Raw genomic sequence first — 17,276 nt, forward strand, 5'->3', positions numbered from 1 at the left:
GGCGTCATCCCGCCAGCAGCTGCGGGATGCGCGCGAACATCTCCGTCGTGAAGCTCACGATCTCGGCGATCATCCAGTTGCCGCACACGAGCAGCGCGATGGCGACCGCGATGGCCTTCGGCACGAAGGAGAGGGTGACCTCCTGCACCTGCGTGATCGACTGCAGCAGCGAGATCGCGAAGCCGACGACGAGCGCCGTGATCAGCAGGGGAGCGGCGAGCTTGGCCGCCACGATGAGGCCCTGCATGCCGATGTCGATGACCGCTTCGGGGCTCATCCGCCACCGCCCGCGTACGACTCGAGGAGAGAGGTGATGATCAGTCCCCACCCGTCGACCAGGATGAACAGCAGGATCTTGAACGGCAGCGAGATCATCACGGGCGGCAGCATCATCATGCCCATCGCCATCAGCGCCGACGCGACCACGAGGTCGATGATCAGGAACGGCACGAAGATGACGAACCCGATGATGAAGGCGGCGCGCAGCTCCGAGATCATAAACGCGGGGATCAGCGTGTACATCGGCACAGTGGCCGGATCATCCGGGTTCGGCTGATCGGCGGCGCGCGTGAGGAGCGCGAGATCCTCCTCGCGGGTGTACTGCAGCATCCACTCGCGCAGCGGACCCTGGCCGAGATCGAACGCCTGCTGGAAGGTGAGCGCGCCGTCGACGTACGGCTGCACCGCAACCGTGTTGATGTCGGTCAGCACCGGCCACATGATGAACAGCGACAGGAACAGCGACAGCCCCGCGAGCACCTGGTTCGGCGGGATCGAGGGCAGCGACAGGGCGTTGCGTGCCATCGCGAGCACCACGAAGATCTTCGTGAACGACGACATCATCAGCAGGATCGCCGGCGCGACCGACAGCAGCGTGATGCCCAGCAGCGTCAGGATCGATGACGACGGGGTGCCGTCGATGCCGTTGATGTCGATCGACACGCCCTCGGCCGGCGCCTGGGTGGGCGGCACGGGATCCGTCGGCGGCACGGGAGCGGCGTGCGCCATCGCGGGCGACAGGATCATCGTGACCACGGTCACCAGGGCTGCGAGCGCCGCGACAACGGCCGCGCGCACCACCCACTCGCCCAGCTGCGCGCGAGACACCTGCAGGCGCCGGGCGGCGAGCGGACGCGCGCGGAGGAGGGACATGGCGGTGGCGAGCAGGATCAGCGGCGCAGGCCGAGAGCCTGGGCGGTCTGACGCCAGGTGGCGGGGGAGAGGATCGATCCGGCGAGCGGATCAGCGGCCGGCAGCGGCTGCGTCGTGCGGCGGTCGCGGCGACGCAGCGGAAGGGGCGACTCGGCCTCGCCGGCATCGGCGTCGCCGGCCTCGGGCACCTCGGCGACCGGGGACTGCGGGAGGGGTGCGGGCTGCGTCGCGGCCTCCGCGAGCAGCTTCTCGAACGACGCGACCAGATCCGATCCGGCGACCTCGTCGGGGGCCTGTGCGCGTGCGCGGTCGATGACCGAGACACCCTGCTCGGTGACGCCCAGCACGTAGCGGGTGCCTTCGACGTCGACGACGACGAGCTGCGCCTTCGGGCCGATGCCCTGACGCGAGACGACCTGGATGCCGTCGCCCCGGCGGCCGAGGCCTCGGCGGGTGCGGCCTGAGGCGCCGGTGCCCTTGGTGAGGCGACGCTGCAGGAACCAGAGCACGCCGAGCACCGCCGCGAGCGAGACCGCGACGCGCAGGCCGAGCAGCAGGTCGTCCACCGATCAGACCTCGGCGTTCTCGAGGATGCGCGTGATGCGCACCGCGTAGTCCTGATCGACGACGACGATCTCGCCGTGCGCGATCAGTCGCCCGTTGAGCTTGATGTCCGCGGGAGCGCCGGCCGAGCGGTCGAGCTCGACCACGGCGCCGGGCGACAGATCGAGCACGTCGCGCACGGCCATGCGGGTGCGGCCGATCTCGACGGTCAGGTCCATCTCGATGCCCGCGATGCGCTGCAGGCGGCGGGAGGAGGAGAGCGACCCGGTGGTTGTGGGACGCGTCACGCGCACCGCGAGGCGGCCGACGGTGCGGTTGGTCTCGTCCTGCAGGTCGAAGATCTGGGCCTCGGGGTGCGAGAACAGGGCTGAGGCGTCTCCGATGCGCACCTCGCCGAGCACGCCCGGGCCGAGCGTCGACGCCGCGGCATCGACCGACGCGTGCAGGCGATCGGCGAGAGAGGCATCCGGAACACCGTCGGCGAGCGCCGACGGATCCAGGATCAGCGCGGCGATCTCGGCACTCGCATCGCCGACATAGGACGCGATGACCGCGTCGCCGGTGTCACCCGACGCGTGCGAGGCGCGAGCGCTGATCTCGGCGGTGGTCGGCATGCGCGACGCGAACGCGGCGGCGACGGCGGACTCGTGGGCGGTGGGGGTCACCGGAGCTCCTCAGAATGGGCTGCGTGGTCGTGGGACGCCGTGATGGCGGTGACGACGCACGCGAGGCGTGCGCCGCTCGTGCCGACGGCGGCGGTCGCGACGGGCACATCGCCCGCCACGAGGTCGAGGGGGCGGTCTGCGGCGTGGGGCAGGCGCAGCACATCGCCGACGGAGAGGCCCAGGATGTCGGCGGGGTGCACCCGATGCGGGGTCAGGCGCACAGCCAGCTCGACCGCCGTCTCCTCGACCTGGCGCCGGATCAGCGCGGGCGCGTTCTCGACGGGGGCGGCCGGGGTCGCGCTCGAGAGGCGGTCGATGACCGGCCCCGCGGGCAGCATGATGCTCGCCGGCACCGTGCGCTCGCCCAGACGCAGGGAGAAGCGCGCGATGATCACCGGGTCGCCGGCCGATGCGAGCTGGGCGAACTGGGGGCTGTACTGGATGCCGGCCACCGCCAGGCCTCGCGGGAGCAGGCCGCCGAGCGCGGTGGAGAGGCCCTCGAGGGCGTCCGTGACGAGGTGGCGGATGAGCGCCTGCTCGATCGGGGTGAGGGCGCGCTCGTCGACGACGTCGACGGCGCGTCCGCCGACCATCTGGATGATCCACGACAGCGCGGCCGACAGCGGCAACTGCACGATGGTGTTGGGCTCGCTGTCGGGCACGCCGCACGCCACGATCGTTGTGGTCGACGGCAGCGATCCGGCGTAGTCGCCGTACGTGGTGAGCGAGACCTGCTCGAGACCGACGTGCGCGCGCACACGCACCTTGTCGGTCAGCTGCGTCGCCCACTGGCGCGCGAACGTCTCGAAGCCGAGCTCGAGCGCCCGCGCGTGCTCGCGCGCGAGCGTGGCGGGACGACCGAAGTCGTACACCTCGATGCGCCGTTCGGCCTCTGCCGGGGCATGGCCGGGCGCGCGCTCCTCGATCCTCACGAACCCGACTATCGGGCGGAGGCGAGGGCGCGTAAGCGATCGGCGTGTCTCAGGTGTGGGGTGCCGTGCCCACCAGATCCGGAATCAGCGCCCGCACCTCCTCGTCGGCGTCCGAGAGCACCACGATGTCGACGCGGCGGTTGCGGGCCAGAGCCGCGTCGTCAGTGCCCTCCGCGATCGGGCGCTCGGACCCGAAGCCCACCGCCTGGATGTGAGGACCCGGGAGGCCGCCGACCTCGACGAGGTGGCGCAGCACCTGGGTCGCGCGGCCCGAGGACAGCTCCCAGTTGGTCGGGAACGGCGCGGACGACTGCCGCTGGTCGGCGTGTCCCTCGATCGACATCTCGTTGGGAACGCCCCGCAGGTCGGGCGAGAGGGCATCGAGCACGGCGATGGCCTTGCCGCTGAGCTCGGTGCTGTTCGTCGCGAAGAAGGTCTCCGCGCCGATCAGTCCCACCGTCAGCCCGCGGTCGTCGATCGTGAACTCGGCGGTGCCGGCGAGACCCCGTGCGTCGAGGGCCCCCTCGAGCCGCGCGCGAAGCTGCTCGAGATCGGACACCTCGGCCTGAGCGGCCAGCAGGTCCGCGTCCATGTTGGCCGCGTGGCCGGCGTCCTCGGCCCGCAGCTCGGGCGGCAGAACGAGCCCGGCGGTGTCGGCCTCCTCGCTCTGCTCCTGGCCGAAGCCGGTCGCGAGCGAGTCGCGCAGCTGCTCGAACTTCTTCTGGTCGACGGTCGACATCGCGAACAGCACGATGAACAGGCACATGAGCACCGTGATCATGTCGAGGTACGAGGCCATCCAGCGCTCGTCAGGACCGTCGTGGCCCCCGTCGCCGTGCGCAGACGCCGCGCGACGCCTGCCGCGATGCACGCTCACGGCGCCTCGATCAGCTCCGGCGCCGGCTTCGGCGCCTTCGCACGCGGGCGATCCGACACCAGGGCCTGCAGGCGCTCTTCCACCAGCTGCGGCGGCGCGCCCGCCTGCACGGCCAGCATGCCCTCCATCACGAGCGTCATGCGCTCGAGCTCGAGCTCGCCGAGGCGCTGCAGGCGGTTGCCGATGGGCAGCCAGAGGAAGTTGGCCGACAGCAGGCCCCACAGGGTCGCAACGAACGCGGCCGCGATCATGGGGCCGAGCGACGAGGGGTCATCGAGCTGCTCGAGCACGTGGGTGAGGGAGACCACGGTGCCGATGATGCCGACCGTGGGGGCGTACCCGCCGAGCGTGGCGAAGAACTTCGCGGACGTGCGGTTGCGGGCTGCCGTCGACGAGATCTCGTCCTCGAGCATGATGCGCAGGTCATCCGCGTCCTGCCCGTCGGCGATGCTCTGCAGGGCCTGCTTGACGAACGCGTCGTCGGTGTCGGGCACGAGCTGCTCGAGCGAGAGCAGGCCCTCGGCTCGCGCCTTCTCCGCGAAGAGCACGACCTGGTCGATCATCGACGCCGCGGTGCGCTTGTCGCCCGTGATCGCACGGGGGAGCGCCTTGACCGCGGCGATCGAGTCGCGCAGGGTGGCGCTCGCGATCCCCACGGCGATGGTGCCGCCGAAGACGAGCACCATCGGTCCGGGGAGGAACAGGGCCGAGAGGCTGGCGTGCTCGATCGTGATCGCCGCGTACAGCGATCCGAGCGCCAGGAGGAGGCCGAGGAGGAAGGCGATGTCCATCAGAGCCTCATCCCCGACGAGGACGCCGTCTGCAGCACACGCGCGCGGAACGACACGATGCGATCGACGATCTCATCCATGCTCTCGAGCACGATCAGGGTGGCCCCGTCGACCATCACGAGCGTGGTGTCGGGTGACTCGTGAATCCGCTCGATGAGGTCGGGATTCACGGCGAACCGCGCGCGATTCAGACGCGTGACGACGATCATGGGGGCTCCATCCTGGAATGCCGTGCAGACGGTCCGTCCTGGTCCGTCCCCTGGGACTGTCGGCTGGAGCGCTCCGCGGGTTAGGCGCCGGGCGACGAAGGTGCTGCTCAGCCTCTGAGCCCGCACACGAAAGGGCGCGGCGCCGGTGATCCGGTGCCGCGCCCTTGTCGTCGTGGATCAGCGCTTGAGGTTGGTGAGCTCCTGCAGCACCTCATCGCTGGTGGTGATGATGCGGGCGTTGGCCTGGAAGCCGCGCTGGGCGACGATCAGGTTGGTGAACTCCTGCGAGAGGTCGACGTTCGACATCTCGAGCGCTCCCGAGATGAGCTCGCCCATGCCGTCGACGCCCGCCTGGCCGATGGCCGGCTGACCCGAGTTGACCGTCGGACGGTACTGCGACGATCCGGTCTTCTCGAGACCCGACGGGTTGACGAAGGTGGCCAGCGAGACGCGGGCCAGGACCTCGGTGGTGCCGTTGCTGAACGTGCCGACGAGGCTGCCGTCCTCGGACAGCGCGTACGACTGCAGCGTGCCGGCCGGGCGCCCGTTCTGGCCGCCGAGCGCGACGGTCGAGAGCTCGCCGAAGCCCGTGACCGCGGTGAGGTCCACGGTGATCGGACCGGCCGTGAGTGTGCCGCCGGAGGTGAGGGCGCCGTTGGCGAAGGTCAGGCTGGTCGTGGCGCCGCCTGCCGTCGAGACGTCCCAGCCGCCCGCGGTGCGGGTGAAGGTGAGCGAGAGCGTGTCGGATGTGCCCTCGGCGTCGTAGACGGTGACATCGCGCACGAGCTTCTCGCCCGTGGCCGCGTTCGAGGGCAGGTTGCCCGTGACCTTGGCCGCCGTCGTGGCCGCGGCGGGCGAGACGGCGCCCACCGGCAGCGTGATGTTGCCCGTGGCCGCGCCCGCGGCGATGACGCCGTTCTGGGCGGTCCAGCCCTGCACGAACGCGCCGTCGGACGAGACCATCCGGCCCTGCGCGTCGAAGGAGAACGCGCCGTTGCGGGTGTAGGCGGTCTCGGCGCCGGTCTTGACGACGAAGAATCCGTCGCCCGCGATCATCAGGTGCGTGGGCACGCCGGTCGACTGCGCCGCGCCCTGGGCGAAGTTCGTGGAGATGGCGGCGACCTGCACGCCGAGGCCGACCTGGGCGGGGTTGGAGCCGCCCTGCGTCTGCTGCGGCAGCGTGGAGTTGCGCACGAGCTGCGAGAGCGTGTCCTGGAACTCGACCGACGACGCCTTGAACGCGGTCGTGTTGACGTTGGCGATGTTGTTTCCGGTGACATCGAGCATCGTCTGGTGCGAGCGCAGACCCGAGATGCCGGAGTAGAGAGAGCGGAGCATGGCTGGCTTCTTTCTGGAGGAGGTTCGGGGGATCAGGAGGCGCGAGCGACGACGCCCGAGACCTTGTCGAGGGGAACGGCGACGTCGCCGAACATGACCTGGGGGGTGGCTGTCGCGAACGACACCGAGGTGACCAGACCCGTGTGCGTCTTGTCGTCGGCGTCGAGGTAGGTGGCCTGACGCCCCACGAGGTCGGCGGCCGTCTGGCGCATCGTGAGGGCGAACGTCTCGTTCGCGGTGGCCGTCAGGGCGGTGAGCTGCTCCATGGTGGCGAGCTGGGTCGACTGCGCGATCATCTCGTTGGTGTCCATGGGCGAGCTCGGATCCTGGTTCTTCAGCTGTGTGACGAGCAGCTGCAGGAAGACCTCCGAGTCGAGCGTCTGCTTGCGCTCGGTGGGCTTGCCGACACTGCCGGTGTAGAGACCGGTGGCGGCGACGGGATCAGTGGGCATGGATGACCTCGGATCAGGCGAGCACGTCGAACGACGCGGGGGTGAACGGGGAGCGGGGCGTCACCGGATGCTCGTGCTCCGGCTGCGGGGTCGGCTGCGGCTCGCGGCGCGGCACGGGCGAGGGTGTCTGCTGGTCGCGCGGCGCGGCCTGCTGCTGCGGGGCGTCGCCGGTGGCCAGGCTGAGCGTGGCGTTCGGCGCCGCGGCCGCGAGGTCGCGACGCAGGTCGCTGAGCACCTGCCGGAGCGCGTCGCGCCCCGCGTCGGAGGGCGCGGCGAGCTCGATGCGGATGCCGTCGGCGGAGATGTGCGCGCGCACGGTGACGGGCCCGAGGTCCTCGGGCGTGACGGTGAGCGTGAGCTCGTGCGTTCCCTCGGGCGCCTTCGCGAGCGCCACGAGCGGCGGCGTGAGCTGGGCCGGAAGCGGCGGGGCGGGGGCGGCAGCCGGAGCGGGAGTCGGAGCCAGAACCGGGGCGGTCGTCGGCGCTCCCACGAGCGCCGGACCGGGCGCGGCAGCCGGTGCGGCGGCGTCGGCTCTCACGACCGGCGCGCCCTCACGGTCGTCGCGCTGCGGCGACGGCGACGGGTTCGGGACGGGGGAGGGGAGGCTCTCGGGCGCAGGGAGAGTCACGGGCTGAGCCGGGGCCGGAGCCGGAGCCGCGGCCGGGGCCAGCGCCGGGGTGGAGTCGGCCCGGCCCGGCGGCACGCCTTCGCCGCCGCGGGCGACGGCCGGAGCGGCGGCACCTCCTCGCACGTCGGCTGAGCGATCCGAGACGAGGCGCCCTGCGCTCGCGGCGGTGGCCGACTCGGCGACGGCTTCGCCTGCGCTCGCGGCGTCCGCGCCGGGGGTACCGGTGGGCTTGTCACCCACGACGGCGGCGATCACGGCCGCGGGCGGCGCGATGGCGGGCAGCGTGATGGCCGGGGGAGCGGGCGCAGCGTCGGTCGTCGACGCGGGGTGTGTGGGCTCGGCCTGCTCGCTCGACGAGCGAGGGGGGAGGGTCTCGCCAGCCGCGGGTGCGGGCGCGGGTGAAGGCGCGGTCGTCGCGGGCGCGGCGGGCGCGCCCTGCCCCGGCGGGACGGGTAGCGGAGCCGCAGCCGCGGGGACCACCGCCGCGCCAGCCCCCTGCGCCGCGCCAGCCCCCTGCGCCGGGTCGGCGCCTTGCGTCGCGTCGGCGTCGAGGGCGGCGAGCAGGTCGTCGAACTCACTCGAGGCGCCCGAATCGCTCGAGGCCCCCGAGCCCGAGCCCGGAGCCGGGGCGGGCGCGAGCCCGCCGGAGAAGGTGATCAGGGTCATCCGAAGAGCCCTCCGCCCGCCTGCTGCAGGAACATGCTCTGCATCAGCGACAGCAGCTGTGTCTGGTCGATGGCGGGCGTCGCCTGCGCCGCGGGCGTCGCCGCCGCGGCCGGTGCCGCCGCCACCGCGGGCGCGCTCGAGGCGAGCCGGCGGATCGTCGAGATGTCCTCGGGGCCGAGGTAGTTGTCGACGAGCTGCACGTCCTTGCCCGGGCGCGGGGCGTGGATGATCTTGCCGTCCCCGGCGTAGATCACGATGTGGCCCTCGCCCTTCGTGACGAGCAGATCACCCGGCTGCGCCTCGGCGAGCGAGGCCACCTCGGTGCCCACGTCGGCCTGATCCTGCACAACGCGCGGCACGTCGATGCCGAGGTCGGCCATCACCCGCTGCACGAGCCCCGAGCAGTCCATGCCGCTCGCGTCCTCGCCGCCGAAAACGTACGGCACGCCCAAGTAGGTCTTGGCCTGCTCGACGATGTCGGATCCGGTGACGGATCCGCCGGCGACGTCGGCCAGGACCGATCCGAAGACCGTCGCCGATGTCGCCGAGACGGGGGACGAGGCGGGGGCGGATGCCGCGGCAGGCTCCGCGGCGGCGGGCACCTGCCGGAGCTCCTGGATCATCGTCTGGATGGCGCCGATCCGGTCGGCTGCGGTCGCGAGACTCACGCGGCCCCCTCCCTCTGACCCGGCGCCATCCAGCGGTTCGTGGCGATCTCATCGATCGCGGACTGCTCGCGGCGCACCTGCTCGTGCCGCTCCCTGTCGCGGAACGACTCCTCGAGCTTCTCGAGACCGCGCGCGGCGCGCTTGGCCTCGGCGTGCTCGCGGCGGGCGAGCTCGAGCTCCTCGGTCGAGGTGCCCGTCAGCACCGCGAGATCGGCGAGGCTCGCGCGGGCCGCGGCGCGCGAGGCCGCGATGGCGGCGAGCGTGCGCACGTCGGCGGCGGAGTCCGCCTGGTCCGACAGGGCGGCGCGGGCGCGGCGCTCGCGGGCCTCGGCCTGGTTCGCCGCGATCTGGGCGCGAGAGAGGCGCTCCTGGGCCTGCCGTTGCTGCACGGTGCGCAGCCGCAGCAGGCCTGCGAGGGTGAAGGTGCTCATGAGAGATCTCCGAACGACGCGATGAGCTGATCGAGTCGGCGCCACGCCTCGGCGCCGGGGCAGGCCTCGTCGAGGCCCTGGGTGAGGAACGCCGAGATGGCTCGCTCGTGGGTGACGGCCGCATCGACGCGCGGATTCGCGCCCGGCTGGTAGGCGCCGATGTCGATGAGGTCGCGCACCTCCCGGCGTGCCGCGAGCACCGTGCGCAGGGTGGTGGCGAGGCGACGCTGCTCGGCGGTGGTGATCTTGCCGGCGACGCGGGAGACGGATCCGAGCACGTCGATGGCCGGGTGATGGCCCGTCAGCGCGAGCGCGCGGTCGAGCACGATGTGGCCGTCGAGGATCGAGCGGGCCGAGTCCGCGATCGGCTCGTTGTGGTCGTCGCCGTCGACCAGCACCGTGTACAGGCCCGTGACGGATCCGCGCGTGCCGGTGCCGGCACGCTCGAGCAGGCGCGCGAGCACCGAGAACGTGGACGGCGGGTAGCCGCGGGTGGCCGGAGGTTCGCCGGCCGACAGGCCGATCTCGCGCTGGGCCATGGCCACGCGCGTGAGGGAGTCCATCATCAGGATGGCGTGCGCGCCCTCGTCGCGGAACGACTCCGCGATCCGCGTGGCCGTGAACGCCGCACGCAGGCGCGCCATCGCGGGCTGGTCGGAGGTCGAGACGACGACGACCGAGCGGGCGAGGCCTTCGGGGCCGAGGTCGTCCTCGAGGAACTCACGCACCTCGCGACCGCGCTCGCCGATGAGGGCGATGACGCTGACCTCGGCATCGGTGCCGCGCGCGATCATCGAAAGCAGCGACGACTTGCCCACGCCCGATCCGGCGAACAGCCCCATGCGCTGGCCGCGGCCGACCGTGTTGAGTGCATCGACCGCGCGCACGCCCACCGACAGCGGCACCTCGATGCGCGCGCGGTTCATGGCCGACGGCGGCTCGTTGTCGAGCCCTGCGCGAGGGGCATCCAGGGGTCCACGCCCGTCGATGGGCCGGCCGAGCCCGTCGAGCACGCGGCCGAGCAGCGCCGGCCCCACGGGCACCCGCAGCGGCCCACCCGCGGAACGGGCGGGCGCTCCGGCGGTGAGGCCGGACACGGTGCCCAGCGGCATCACACGCATGCCGGAGGGGCTCGTCGCCACGACCTCGGCGGCCACGCGCGGGTCGTCGCCCAGGTGGACGAGGTCGCCGACCGCGCCGCGCAGGCCTCGCACCTCGGCGCCCAGGCCCAGCACCTCGGAGACCGAGCCAACGCGCTCCGGGCGTGCGGCCTCGAGCACCGCGCCCCAGCTCACGTCAGCTCCCCGAGAGCCGCACGAGCGCGTTCGAAGGCGCTCGCCACGCGCGCATCGATCGACCCGTCCGGGACGAGGACGAGCGCATCGCCGGGCGCGAGCGCGGCATCCGGCACCACTGTCACGCCCTCGGGCGAAACGCCGTTCTCCTGCAGCAGTGCGAGGTCATCGGGGTGCAGGCGCACCTCGCGCACCTCGGCCGGGTCGACCTGGCTCAGCGCGCGCTGGAGCGCCGCGCGCGCGGCGATCTCGGGGTCGGCCAGCGCGGCGCCGAGCACGGCTTCGGCCAGTTCGATCGCGAGCGCCTCGAGCGTGCGCTGTGCCGGGGCGATCACGGCGCGCTCGCGCTCGGCGAGCGCGAGCGCCGCCTCCTCGAGGGCGACCAGCGTGCTGCTGAGGCGGCGCTCGACCGAGAGGCGCTGGGTCTCGCGCTCGAGCTGCGCCTCCTCGCGGATCAGCGCGGCGGCCTCGGCCGCCATGCGCATGCCCTCCGCATGGCCCGCGGCGTAGCCGCGCACGCGCGCCGCCTCGAACTCCCGCTCCAGCTCGGCCGAGCGGCCGGAGATGCGCGGGAACACCACCTCGCGGAACCGTGAGGCGCCGCGGGACGGGGAGGTGGATCCGGATGCGGTCTCAGAAGACAATCTCGTCCTCATCCGTGCGGTGGACCGTGATGTCGCCCGATCCGGCGAGCGAGCGGATGGTGCGCACGATCTCGGCGCGCGCCTCCTCGACCTGCGACATGCGCACGGGGCCCAGGACGCGGATCTCGTCCTCGAGCAGCTCGCGGTTGCGCTCGGAGACGTTCTTGCGGATGACATCGGCGATGCCCTGGTTCGCGCCCTTGAGGGCGAGCGCGAGCACCCGGATCTCGACCCCGCGCAGCACGCGCTGCGCGTCGCGGTCCTCGAGCTTCACGATGTCGGCGAAGGTGACCATACGCGAGCGGATGTCCTCGGCCAGTGCGATATCGCGATCCTCGAGGCTCGACAGCAGCGCCTTCTCGACGGCCGCGTCGGAGCGGTTGATGATCTCGACGACCTGCTGCACGCCGCCCACCGCCTCGGTCGCTTCGCGCGTGGCGAAGACCCCCGTGCGCGAGCGCAGGGTCTCGGCGACCACCGCGATGGCCTCCTGGGTGGCGGTGCCCATGGTCGCGATCGACTGCGCGACGTCGGTGCGCAGCGGATCCGGGATGGTCGCCAGCACCTCGGCGGCGTGCCCCGTGCGCAGGTGCGCGAGCACGAGGGCGATCGTCTGCGGCAGCTCGCCGTCGAGAAGGGCGGCGAGCTGCGCCGGATCCGCGACGTTGAGGAAGTCGAGCGAGGTGCCCGCCATCGAGGAGGTCACGCGGGTGAGAACGCCCGCGGCGCGCTCGGCGCCGAACGAGGCCTCGAGCAGCCCCGCGGCGACGTCGCGGCCGCCGCGGCCCGGCGACACGCGCCCTTGCGCGATGCGGTGGAAGTCGCGCAGGGCGCGGGTGGTCGTGCCGGCGTCGAGGCGGCGCATCCGGATGATCTCGGCGGCGAGCTCCTCGGCCTCCTGCTCGGAGAGGTGCTTCATCACCTCGACGGCGCGTGCGCGGTCGAGGTTCATCAGCACCACCGCGGCCGTCTGCGGTCCGGTGAGCGGAGGGGACAGGGGGTCGACGGTCCTCATCAGCCCTCCACCCGATCGAGCATCAGCGTGCGCAGCACTTCGGCGGTCTTCTGCGGGTCGCGGCGCGCCAGTGCCTCGAGGTCATGGCGCTGGCGCTCGAGCGACACCTGCTCCGGCTCCTCGGGCTCGTCGTCGGGGTCGAGCTCGAGCCGCGCGGTCGGCAGGGGCTCGATCGCCGGGGCCGAGGGCTGCAGCGTGATCGGGTCGTCGGCGAGCGCATCGAGAAGCATGGTCTCGGCGGTGAGCTCCAGGGGAGCGGGCATCGGATCGGCGGCAGCACGGCGACGACGCACGCCCAGCAGCACCGCGCCGATGATCAGCGGCAGCGCGATCGCGGCCGAGATCAGCCCCGTGCGCAGCAGCTCCTGGGCGCGCTCTGCCTCCTCGGCCTCCTTGGCCTCGAGCAGCGCCTGCTTCGCGGCATCGGCGTCGACCGTGCTGAAGGGCATCGCCTGCACGGTGACCCGGTCGCCTCGACCGGTGTCGAGGCCCGCGGCCGTGGCGACCAGATCCTCGATCGCCTGCGCGCTCATGCCCTTCATCGCGGCCGTGTCGACCGCCACCGACACGGTCTGACGTTCGACGGCGCCCGCGGGGGTCGTGACGACCTCGGTCGACTTGTCGACGAGGTTGTTGCGGGTGGTCTCCGTCGACGTGTAGTTGCCGCCGTTGGCGCCGTCGGGCACCGCGATGTTGTCGGGGCCGAGCACTCCCGTGCCGCCGGCGCCGCCCGTGTAGCTCTCCGAGCGCGTCTGCTCGTCGGAGGTGAGCGTCTCCTCGTCCCCCTCCGGCCGGGTGTAGGTCTCGGAGGTGCGTTCGCTCGTCTGGTTCGACATCTCGGCGGCGACCGTGACGGTCGCGTTGCCGGCTCCGACGACGCGGTCGAGCATCTCCTGGATGCCGCTCGCGACGTGCGCCTCGTAGTCGTTCGCCTGCTGGTCCGTGCTGCCGCTCGTTCCGACGCCCACCGCCGACAGCGTGCGGCCGGTCTGGTCGATGACCGCCACGTTCTCGGGCTTCATGCCGCTGATCGCCGCGGAGGTCAGGTGCACGATCGCCTCGACCTGCTTGGCGGCGAGGGCCGATCCGCCGCCCGTCTCGACGAAGACCGAGGCCGTCGGGTCGACGGTCTCCGAGACGAAGACGCTCTCCTCCGGGATCGCCAGCTGCACGGATGCCGCGCTGACGCCCTCGACCGAGGAGATCGTGCGGGCGAGCTCGCCCTCGATCGCGCGTTTGTAGGTGACCGACTGCTGGAACTCGCTCGTGGTGACACCCATGTCGTCGAGCAGCGTGTAGCCGTCGGAGACGCCGCTCGGCAGGCCCGCGGCCGCGGCGGTGAGGCGCTGGTCGTAGACGTCGCCCTGCGGCACCATGACCGTCGCGCCGCCGTCGGCGAGCTCGTACTGCACGCCCGATGAACGCAGCTGCTCGACGATGGCGTTCGCGTCGGATGCCGTGAGACCGGTGAACAGCGGCGCCAGCTGGGGGCGTGTCATCCAGCTGCCGAGCGCGACCGCGCCCAGGGCGAGCACCGCGACGCCGATGAGCGCGATCGTGCGCTGCGCGATCGTGAAGCTCGAGATCGCCTGGCCGAGCCGCTGGAAGACGTTCTGCACTGCCTGAGGCATCAGGCCTGCATCCTCATGATCTCGGTGAACGCCTCGACGCCCTTGTTGCGAACGGCGGCGACGAGCTCCATGGTGACGGAGGCCCGCGTGGAGGCGATCATCGCGGCGTGGATGTCGGTGAGGTCGCCGGTGACAGCCTTCACGGCGAGCTCGTTCGAGGTCGACTGCAGGCGGCGCAGCTCGTCGACGGCGCCGGTGATCGCGTCGCCGAACGCGGCGCCGTCGGTCTCCGCGACCGGGCGGGTGGGTGCGGCGGGCGCGGTCACGCCGGCGGCGCCGGACAGGGAGTCGATGGGGGAGACGGGCATCAGCTGCGTCCGATCTGGAGGGCGGCTTCGTAGGTGGTCTTCGCGCGGTCCACGACGGCGGCGCTCGCCTCGTAGCCGCGCTGGGCGAGGATGAGCTGGCTCATCTGGTCGCCGAGGTCGATGTCGGGCATCCGGATGTAGCCGTCGTCATCGGCGAGCGGATGGTCGGGCTGGTACACCATCCGGCCTTCGCCGTCGCCGAGCTCGATGCCCGCGACATAGACACCGGGGGAGGAGGGGTCGTTCTCGACGACCACGTAGCGCTCCTGGAACGCGGCGCCCGAGGTGGGGGCCGCCGTGTTGATGTTGGCGATGTTGTCGCTGAGTGCATCGAGCCACTTGCGGTGCACGGTGAGCCCCGTGCCGGCGATGCCGATCGCGTCGAAGGTCACGAGCTCGTCCGCATCGCCGTGCGCACCGAGGTGAACGAGCCGCCGATCGACTGCGTGGCGAACTGATACCGCAGCACGGTGTCGATGTTCGAGAGGGTTTCGGTGTCGAGGTTCACGTTGCTACCGTCGAGCCGCGTCGGCTCGAGCGACTTCTGGCTCGTGGGGGAGACGCGACCGGATCCCTCCGCGACGGACTGCGCGAGCGCTTCCTCGAACTGCACGCGTGTGGCCCGGTAGCCCGGGGTGTTCACGTTCGCGATGTTGTCGGCGATGGCGCGCTGACGCTGCGACAAGCCGTCAAGGGCGCTCGTGAGGGCACTGATGGTGACGGAATCGAACACGAGACGACGCTTTCGAGAGAGAGCGGTTCGGCCGATCCGTGGCCTGAGGGGGTGAGCGATCCCTGCTCAAGAGGATCTATCGGCCGGATCGCGCGCGTGGTTAGATCACGACCGTCGAGCCGGATCCGGGAGTGTCACCCGGCGAGGTCGATGTACGCCGGATGCTCCGCGGGAGCGGCGGGAACGAGGCGGAGGGCGCTGAGGTGCGCGGCGGCCTCGTCGCGCTCTCGCGTGAGCTCGGCGACGCGCCGGTGCTGGGCGGCCAGGATGCGGCGCGCGCGGGGGGCGAGCTCGGCGGGCAGCGGGTGGCGCGCCGGGCGCCACTCGGCGAACTCGTCGGACTGCACGGCGCGCTCGAAGTCGTCGAGGAGGGCGGTCCACTCCGCGAGGGCGCGGGCGTGCGCGTCAGGCATCGGCGTGGGCGGGGAAGGCGGTGACGATCGCGGGCGCTGCGGCGTCGGCGACGGACTGGGCGGCCGCGTGCCACGCGTCGCGCAGCGGCGCGACGAGGTCGCGGCAGGCGCGGGTGCGCTCGGCGTCGCGGCCGATGTTCGCGCCGATCAGGGTCGTTGTGAGGAACACGTAGATCGAGCGCAGGTCGGCGCTGCCCGCCCAGGCGTCGGTCAGCGAGGAGGTCAGCTCGGCCACGATCGCCTGCGCGTGCTGCAGCTGCGCGTTCGCCTCGTGCCACTCGCCCGCGCGCTGGGCGGCCTCGCCGCGCTCGAGGTCGAGCATCAGGCGGTCGTAGAGCATCGTGACCAGGCGCTCGGGGGAGGCAGAGAGGATCGCCTCGTCGCGGTAGCGGGCCTGCGCGGCCTGCTGCTGTGCGGCATTGCGCCGCGCGACGGGCGGCGCGAACGACGGCTGGGGGAAGGAGCTGTGCGCGGCGGATCCGAACGGGGTCATCACTTCTCCTGGGTGGACGGGGCGAGCGAGGCGAGCTGCGAGGTCAGGTACGCCGCCTGCGAGTTCATCTGCGAGAGCATCGTCTCCATACGCGCGTAGGTGCGCTCGAGGCTCGCACGACGCATGTCGAGCCGCACATCCCAGCGGTCCACGGTCTTCTCGAGCATGGTGACCTCGCGCTCCTGGCCCGTGATGCGGGCGGTGAGGAGGCCGTCGTACTTGTCGGAGTACGTGTCGGCGACGGTCTCGACCCTCTTCGCGATCCCGCCGAACACCGCCTGCACCGACGCAGGATCGTCCGCGAGTGCGGCCTTGAACTTCGTCGCGTCGAACGTGAGCACGCCGTAGCGGTCGATGGAGATGCCGATGGTCGAGGGCGAGACGCCGTCCACGGGGAACTGCACGGCATCGGCGATGCCGCGGCGCGCCGAGCGCACCGTGCTGTCGCCGGTGTAGACGCCGAGTGTCGTGTTCTCTCCGGGCTTTGCGACCGTGGCCTTCGATCCTGCGTCGATCTTGGAGAGCAGGGCGGCGAGGGTCTTGACGAAGTCGCCTGCGGTCTTGGCCGACGCGTCCGGATCCGCAGCCACCGTCACGGCGACCGGATCCGCGGAGGCCTTCACGACCGTCAGATCGACGCCCGGGAGCAGGTTCGTGAACGTGTTCGACGACGAGGTGATCGTCTGCTCGGCGGCCGTGCCGGCCCAGAGGCGCACCTGCGCGTCGCTCGCCGTGGTGATGGTGGCCGCGCCCGGCTCGGTGGCCAGATCCACACCATCCGCGTGCACCTGGAACGCGCCGGCCGATCCGGTCTCCGTGGCGGTGAGCTGCAGACGGTAGAGCGCCTTCCCCTCGGAATCGACACCGGCGGCGACGGCCGAGGCCGTGACGCCCGCACCGGCCGCGTTGATCGCACGGGCGACCTCGGTCATCGACGTGGAGGAGGGGCGGATCTCCGTGGCGACTCCGTCGGCATCCACCACCGTGAGCACGGGGGGATCGGTGGGCCAGGAGGTGCGCGGTGCGGTGACGACGGTCTGCGCCGTGGCGACGCGGTCGACGACGACGGACGTCGCGACGGGCGAGGCGCTGGAGGTCGCGGTGACCTTCACGGCGTCGCTCGAGCTCGTCGCGGTGAACGCGGCGAGGGCATCGGTCTTCCCGGCCTTCTGAGCCTGGGTGACGAGATCCTGCAGCGAGGTGTTCAGGGACTGCAGATTCTTGATGACGAGACCGCGGTCGTCGATCTTGTTCTGCAGGAGGGTGCGCGGGATGGCCTCGACGTCCATCAGGGCGTCGATCATGGCGGCCGTGCCGAGACCCGAGACGAGGCCGTCGAGCGAGATTCCCATTCCGGCGCCTTTCCGTGCG

The 17,276-nt window shown here is 72.0% G+C and carries 23 protein-coding genes; all 23 read right to left on the minus strand.

Annotated features, from left to right (window positions below; all coding sequences use genetic code 11):
- Positions 1-4: 4 nt before the first annotated feature.
- Positions 5-277: a flagellar biosynthesis protein FliQ gene (gene fliQ, locus J5V96_RS13910; RefSeq protein ID WP_208504374.1), complete on the minus strand. Its 273-nt coding sequence runs from the start codon at positions 275-277 to the stop codon at positions 5-7.
- The gene (gene fliP / locus J5V96_RS13915; protein ID WP_372439948.1) at positions 274-1,026 is read right to left on the minus strand and encodes a flagellar type III secretion system pore protein FliP; all 753 of its coding nucleotides are present in this window, start codon (positions 1,024-1,026) and stop codon (positions 274-276) included. Before fliP ends, fliQ begins: the two co-directional genes overlap by 4 nt.
- 143 nt (positions 1,027-1,169) lie before the next feature.
- A complete protein-coding gene (locus tag J5V96_RS13920) occupies positions 1,170-1,718 on the minus strand; it encodes a FliO/MopB family protein (protein WP_307793643.1) in 549 nt (182 codons plus the stop codon).
- Positions 1,719-1,721: 3 nt separating this feature from the next.
- Positions 1,722-2,381 (minus strand): flagellar motor switch protein FliN, encoded by a 660-nt coding sequence (gene fliN, locus J5V96_RS13925; protein WP_307793644.1) that lies wholly within the window; start codon positions 2,379-2,381, stop codon positions 1,722-1,724.
- Positions 2,378-3,313, minus strand: coding sequence for a flagellar motor switch protein FliM (locus J5V96_RS17430; protein ID WP_208504376.1), 936 nt, complete (start codon positions 3,311-3,313; stop codon positions 2,378-2,380). The genes fliN and J5V96_RS17430 overlap by 4 nt, the downstream gene beginning before the upstream one ends.
- A gap of 49 nt (positions 3,314-3,362) precedes the next feature.
- A complete protein-coding gene (locus J5V96_RS13935; protein WP_307793645.1) occupies positions 3,363-4,190 on the minus strand; it encodes an OmpA/MotB family protein in 828 nt (275 codons plus the stop codon).
- On the minus strand, positions 4,187-4,981 hold the full coding sequence (locus tag J5V96_RS13940; RefSeq protein WP_208504380.1) for a motility protein A: 795 nt from the start codon (positions 4,979-4,981) through the stop codon (positions 4,187-4,189). Before J5V96_RS13940 ends, J5V96_RS13935 begins: the two co-directional genes overlap by 4 nt.
- A complete protein-coding gene (locus tag J5V96_RS13945; RefSeq protein ID WP_208504382.1) occupies positions 4,981-5,190 on the minus strand; it encodes a flagellar FlbD family protein in 210 nt (69 codons plus the stop codon). The genes J5V96_RS13940 and J5V96_RS13945 overlap by 1 nt, the downstream gene beginning before the upstream one ends.
- A 177-nt stretch (positions 5,191-5,367) precedes the next feature.
- The gene (locus J5V96_RS13950) at positions 5,368-6,528 is read right to left on the minus strand and encodes a flagellar hook protein FlgE (RefSeq protein WP_208504385.1); all 1,161 of its coding nucleotides are present in this window, start codon (positions 6,526-6,528) and stop codon (positions 5,368-5,370) included.
- Positions 6,529-6,560: 32 nt separating this feature from the next.
- Complete coding sequence (locus J5V96_RS13955) at positions 6,561-6,980, minus strand: flagellar hook capping FlgD N-terminal domain-containing protein (protein ID WP_208504388.1); 420 nt, start codon at positions 6,978-6,980, stop codon at positions 6,561-6,563.
- Positions 6,981-6,993: 13 nt separating this feature from the next.
- Entirely contained in the window at positions 6,994-8,274 is a 1,281-nt protein-coding gene (locus J5V96_RS13960; RefSeq protein ID WP_208504390.1) for a flagellar hook-length control protein FliK, read from the minus strand.
- The gene (locus J5V96_RS17110; RefSeq protein WP_208504392.1) at positions 8,271-8,942 is read right to left on the minus strand and encodes a C40 family peptidase; all 672 of its coding nucleotides are present in this window, start codon (positions 8,940-8,942) and stop codon (positions 8,271-8,273) included. Before J5V96_RS17110 ends, J5V96_RS13960 begins: the two co-directional genes overlap by 4 nt.
- Positions 8,939-9,373 (minus strand): hypothetical protein, encoded by a 435-nt coding sequence (locus tag J5V96_RS13970; RefSeq protein WP_208504395.1) that lies wholly within the window; start codon positions 9,371-9,373, stop codon positions 8,939-8,941. Before J5V96_RS13970 ends, J5V96_RS17110 begins: the two co-directional genes overlap by 4 nt.
- The gene (locus J5V96_RS13975) at positions 9,370-10,668 is read right to left on the minus strand and encodes a FliI/YscN family ATPase (protein WP_208504397.1); all 1,299 of its coding nucleotides are present in this window, start codon (positions 10,666-10,668) and stop codon (positions 9,370-9,372) included. The genes J5V96_RS13970 and J5V96_RS13975 overlap by 4 nt, the downstream gene beginning before the upstream one ends.
- Positions 10,665-11,312, minus strand: coding sequence for a FliH/SctL family protein (locus J5V96_RS13980; protein WP_208504399.1), 648 nt, complete (start codon positions 11,310-11,312; stop codon positions 10,665-10,667). Before J5V96_RS13980 ends, J5V96_RS13975 begins: the two co-directional genes overlap by 4 nt.
- Positions 11,302-12,327: a flagellar motor switch protein FliG gene (gene fliG, locus J5V96_RS13985; RefSeq protein ID WP_208504401.1), complete on the minus strand. Its 1,026-nt coding sequence runs from the start codon at positions 12,325-12,327 to the stop codon at positions 11,302-11,304. The genes J5V96_RS13980 and fliG overlap by 11 nt, the downstream gene beginning before the upstream one ends.
- On the minus strand, positions 12,327-13,958 hold the full coding sequence (gene fliF, locus J5V96_RS13990; protein ID WP_208504402.1) for a flagellar basal-body MS-ring/collar protein FliF: 1,632 nt from the start codon (positions 13,956-13,958) through the stop codon (positions 12,327-12,329). Before fliF ends, fliG begins: the two co-directional genes overlap by 1 nt.
- The gene (fliE, locus tag J5V96_RS13995) at positions 13,958-14,266 is read right to left on the minus strand and encodes a flagellar hook-basal body complex protein FliE (RefSeq protein WP_208504404.1); all 309 of its coding nucleotides are present in this window, start codon (positions 14,264-14,266) and stop codon (positions 13,958-13,960) included. Before fliE ends, fliF begins: the two co-directional genes overlap by 1 nt.
- Positions 14,266-14,658, minus strand: a complete 393-nt coding sequence (locus J5V96_RS14000; protein WP_208504406.1) for a flagellar basal body rod protein FlgC — start codon at positions 14,656-14,658, stop codon at positions 14,266-14,268. Before J5V96_RS14000 ends, fliE begins: the two co-directional genes overlap by 1 nt.
- Positions 14,655-14,999: a flagellar basal body rod protein FlgB gene (locus J5V96_RS14005; protein WP_208504408.1), complete on the minus strand. Its 345-nt coding sequence runs from the start codon at positions 14,997-14,999 to the stop codon at positions 14,655-14,657. Before J5V96_RS14005 ends, J5V96_RS14000 begins: the two co-directional genes overlap by 4 nt.
- A gap of 134 nt (positions 15,000-15,133) precedes the next feature.
- Positions 15,134-15,412, minus strand: coding sequence for a hypothetical protein (locus J5V96_RS14010; protein WP_208504410.1), 279 nt, complete (start codon positions 15,410-15,412; stop codon positions 15,134-15,136).
- Entirely contained in the window at positions 15,405-15,905 is a 501-nt protein-coding gene (locus tag J5V96_RS14015) for a flagellar export chaperone FliS (protein ID WP_208504411.1), read from the minus strand. The genes J5V96_RS14010 and J5V96_RS14015 overlap by 8 nt, the downstream gene beginning before the upstream one ends.
- On the minus strand, positions 15,905-17,257 hold the full coding sequence (gene fliD / locus J5V96_RS14020) for a flagellar filament capping protein FliD (protein ID WP_208504413.1): 1,353 nt from the start codon (positions 17,255-17,257) through the stop codon (positions 15,905-15,907). Before fliD ends, J5V96_RS14015 begins: the two co-directional genes overlap by 1 nt.
- Positions 17,258-17,276: the final 19 nt, after the last annotated feature.

The organism is Microbacterium stercoris (genome assembly GCF_017592545.1).
Taxonomy (GTDB): Bacteria; Actinomycetota; Actinomycetes; order Actinomycetales; family Microbacteriaceae; genus Microbacterium; species Microbacterium stercoris.

What these genes read in the sequence shown, in the direction of transcription:
- fliQ (WP_208504374.1), bottom strand. Translation starts at nt 277, where the DNA reads ATGAGCCCCGAAGCGGTCATCGACATCGGCATGCAGGGCCTCATCGTG.
- fliP (WP_372439948.1), bottom strand. Translation starts at nt 1,026, where the DNA reads ATGATCCTGTCGCCCGCGATGGCGCACGCCGCTCCCGTGCCGCCGACG.
- J5V96_RS13940 (WP_208504380.1), bottom strand. Translation starts at nt 4,981, where the DNA reads ATGGACATCGCCTTCCTCCTCGGCCTCCTCCTGGCGCTCGGATCGCTG.
- J5V96_RS13945 (WP_208504382.1), bottom strand. Translation starts at nt 5,190, where the DNA reads ATGATCGTCGTCACGCGTCTGAATCGCGCGCGGTTCGCCGTGAATCCC.
- J5V96_RS13950 (WP_208504385.1), bottom strand. Translation starts at nt 6,528, where the DNA reads ATGCTCCGCTCTCTCTACTCCGGCATCTCGGGTCTGCGCTCGCACCAG.
- J5V96_RS13955 (WP_208504388.1), bottom strand. Translation starts at nt 6,980, where the DNA reads ATGCCCACTGATCCCGTCGCCGCCACCGGTCTCTACACCGGCAGTGTC.
- J5V96_RS13960 (WP_208504390.1), bottom strand. Translation starts at nt 8,274, where the DNA reads ATGACCCTGATCACCTTCTCCGGCGGGCTCGCGCCCGCCCCGGCTCCG.
- J5V96_RS13970 (WP_208504395.1), bottom strand. Translation starts at nt 9,373, where the DNA reads ATGAGCACCTTCACCCTCGCAGGCCTGCTGCGGCTGCGCACCGTGCAG.
- fliG (WP_208504401.1), bottom strand. Translation starts at nt 12,327, where the DNA reads ATGAGGACCGTCGACCCCCTGTCCCCTCCGCTCACCGGACCGCAGACG.
- fliF (WP_208504402.1), bottom strand. Translation starts at nt 13,958, where the DNA reads ATGCCTCAGGCAGTGCAGAACGTCTTCCAGCGGCTCGGCCAGGCGATC.
- fliE (WP_208504404.1), bottom strand. Translation starts at nt 14,266, where the DNA reads ATGCCCGTCTCCCCCATCGACTCCCTGTCCGGCGCCGCCGGCGTGACC.
- J5V96_RS14010 (WP_208504410.1), bottom strand. Translation starts at nt 15,412, where the DNA reads ATGCCTGACGCGCACGCCCGCGCCCTCGCGGAGTGGACCGCCCTCCTC.
- J5V96_RS14015 (WP_208504411.1), bottom strand. Translation starts at nt 15,905, where the DNA reads ATGACCCCGTTCGGATCCGCCGCGCACAGCTCCTTCCCCCAGCCGTCG.
- fliD (WP_208504413.1), bottom strand. Translation starts at nt 17,257, where the DNA reads ATGGGAATCTCGCTCGACGGCCTCGTCTCGGGTCTCGGCACGGCCGCC.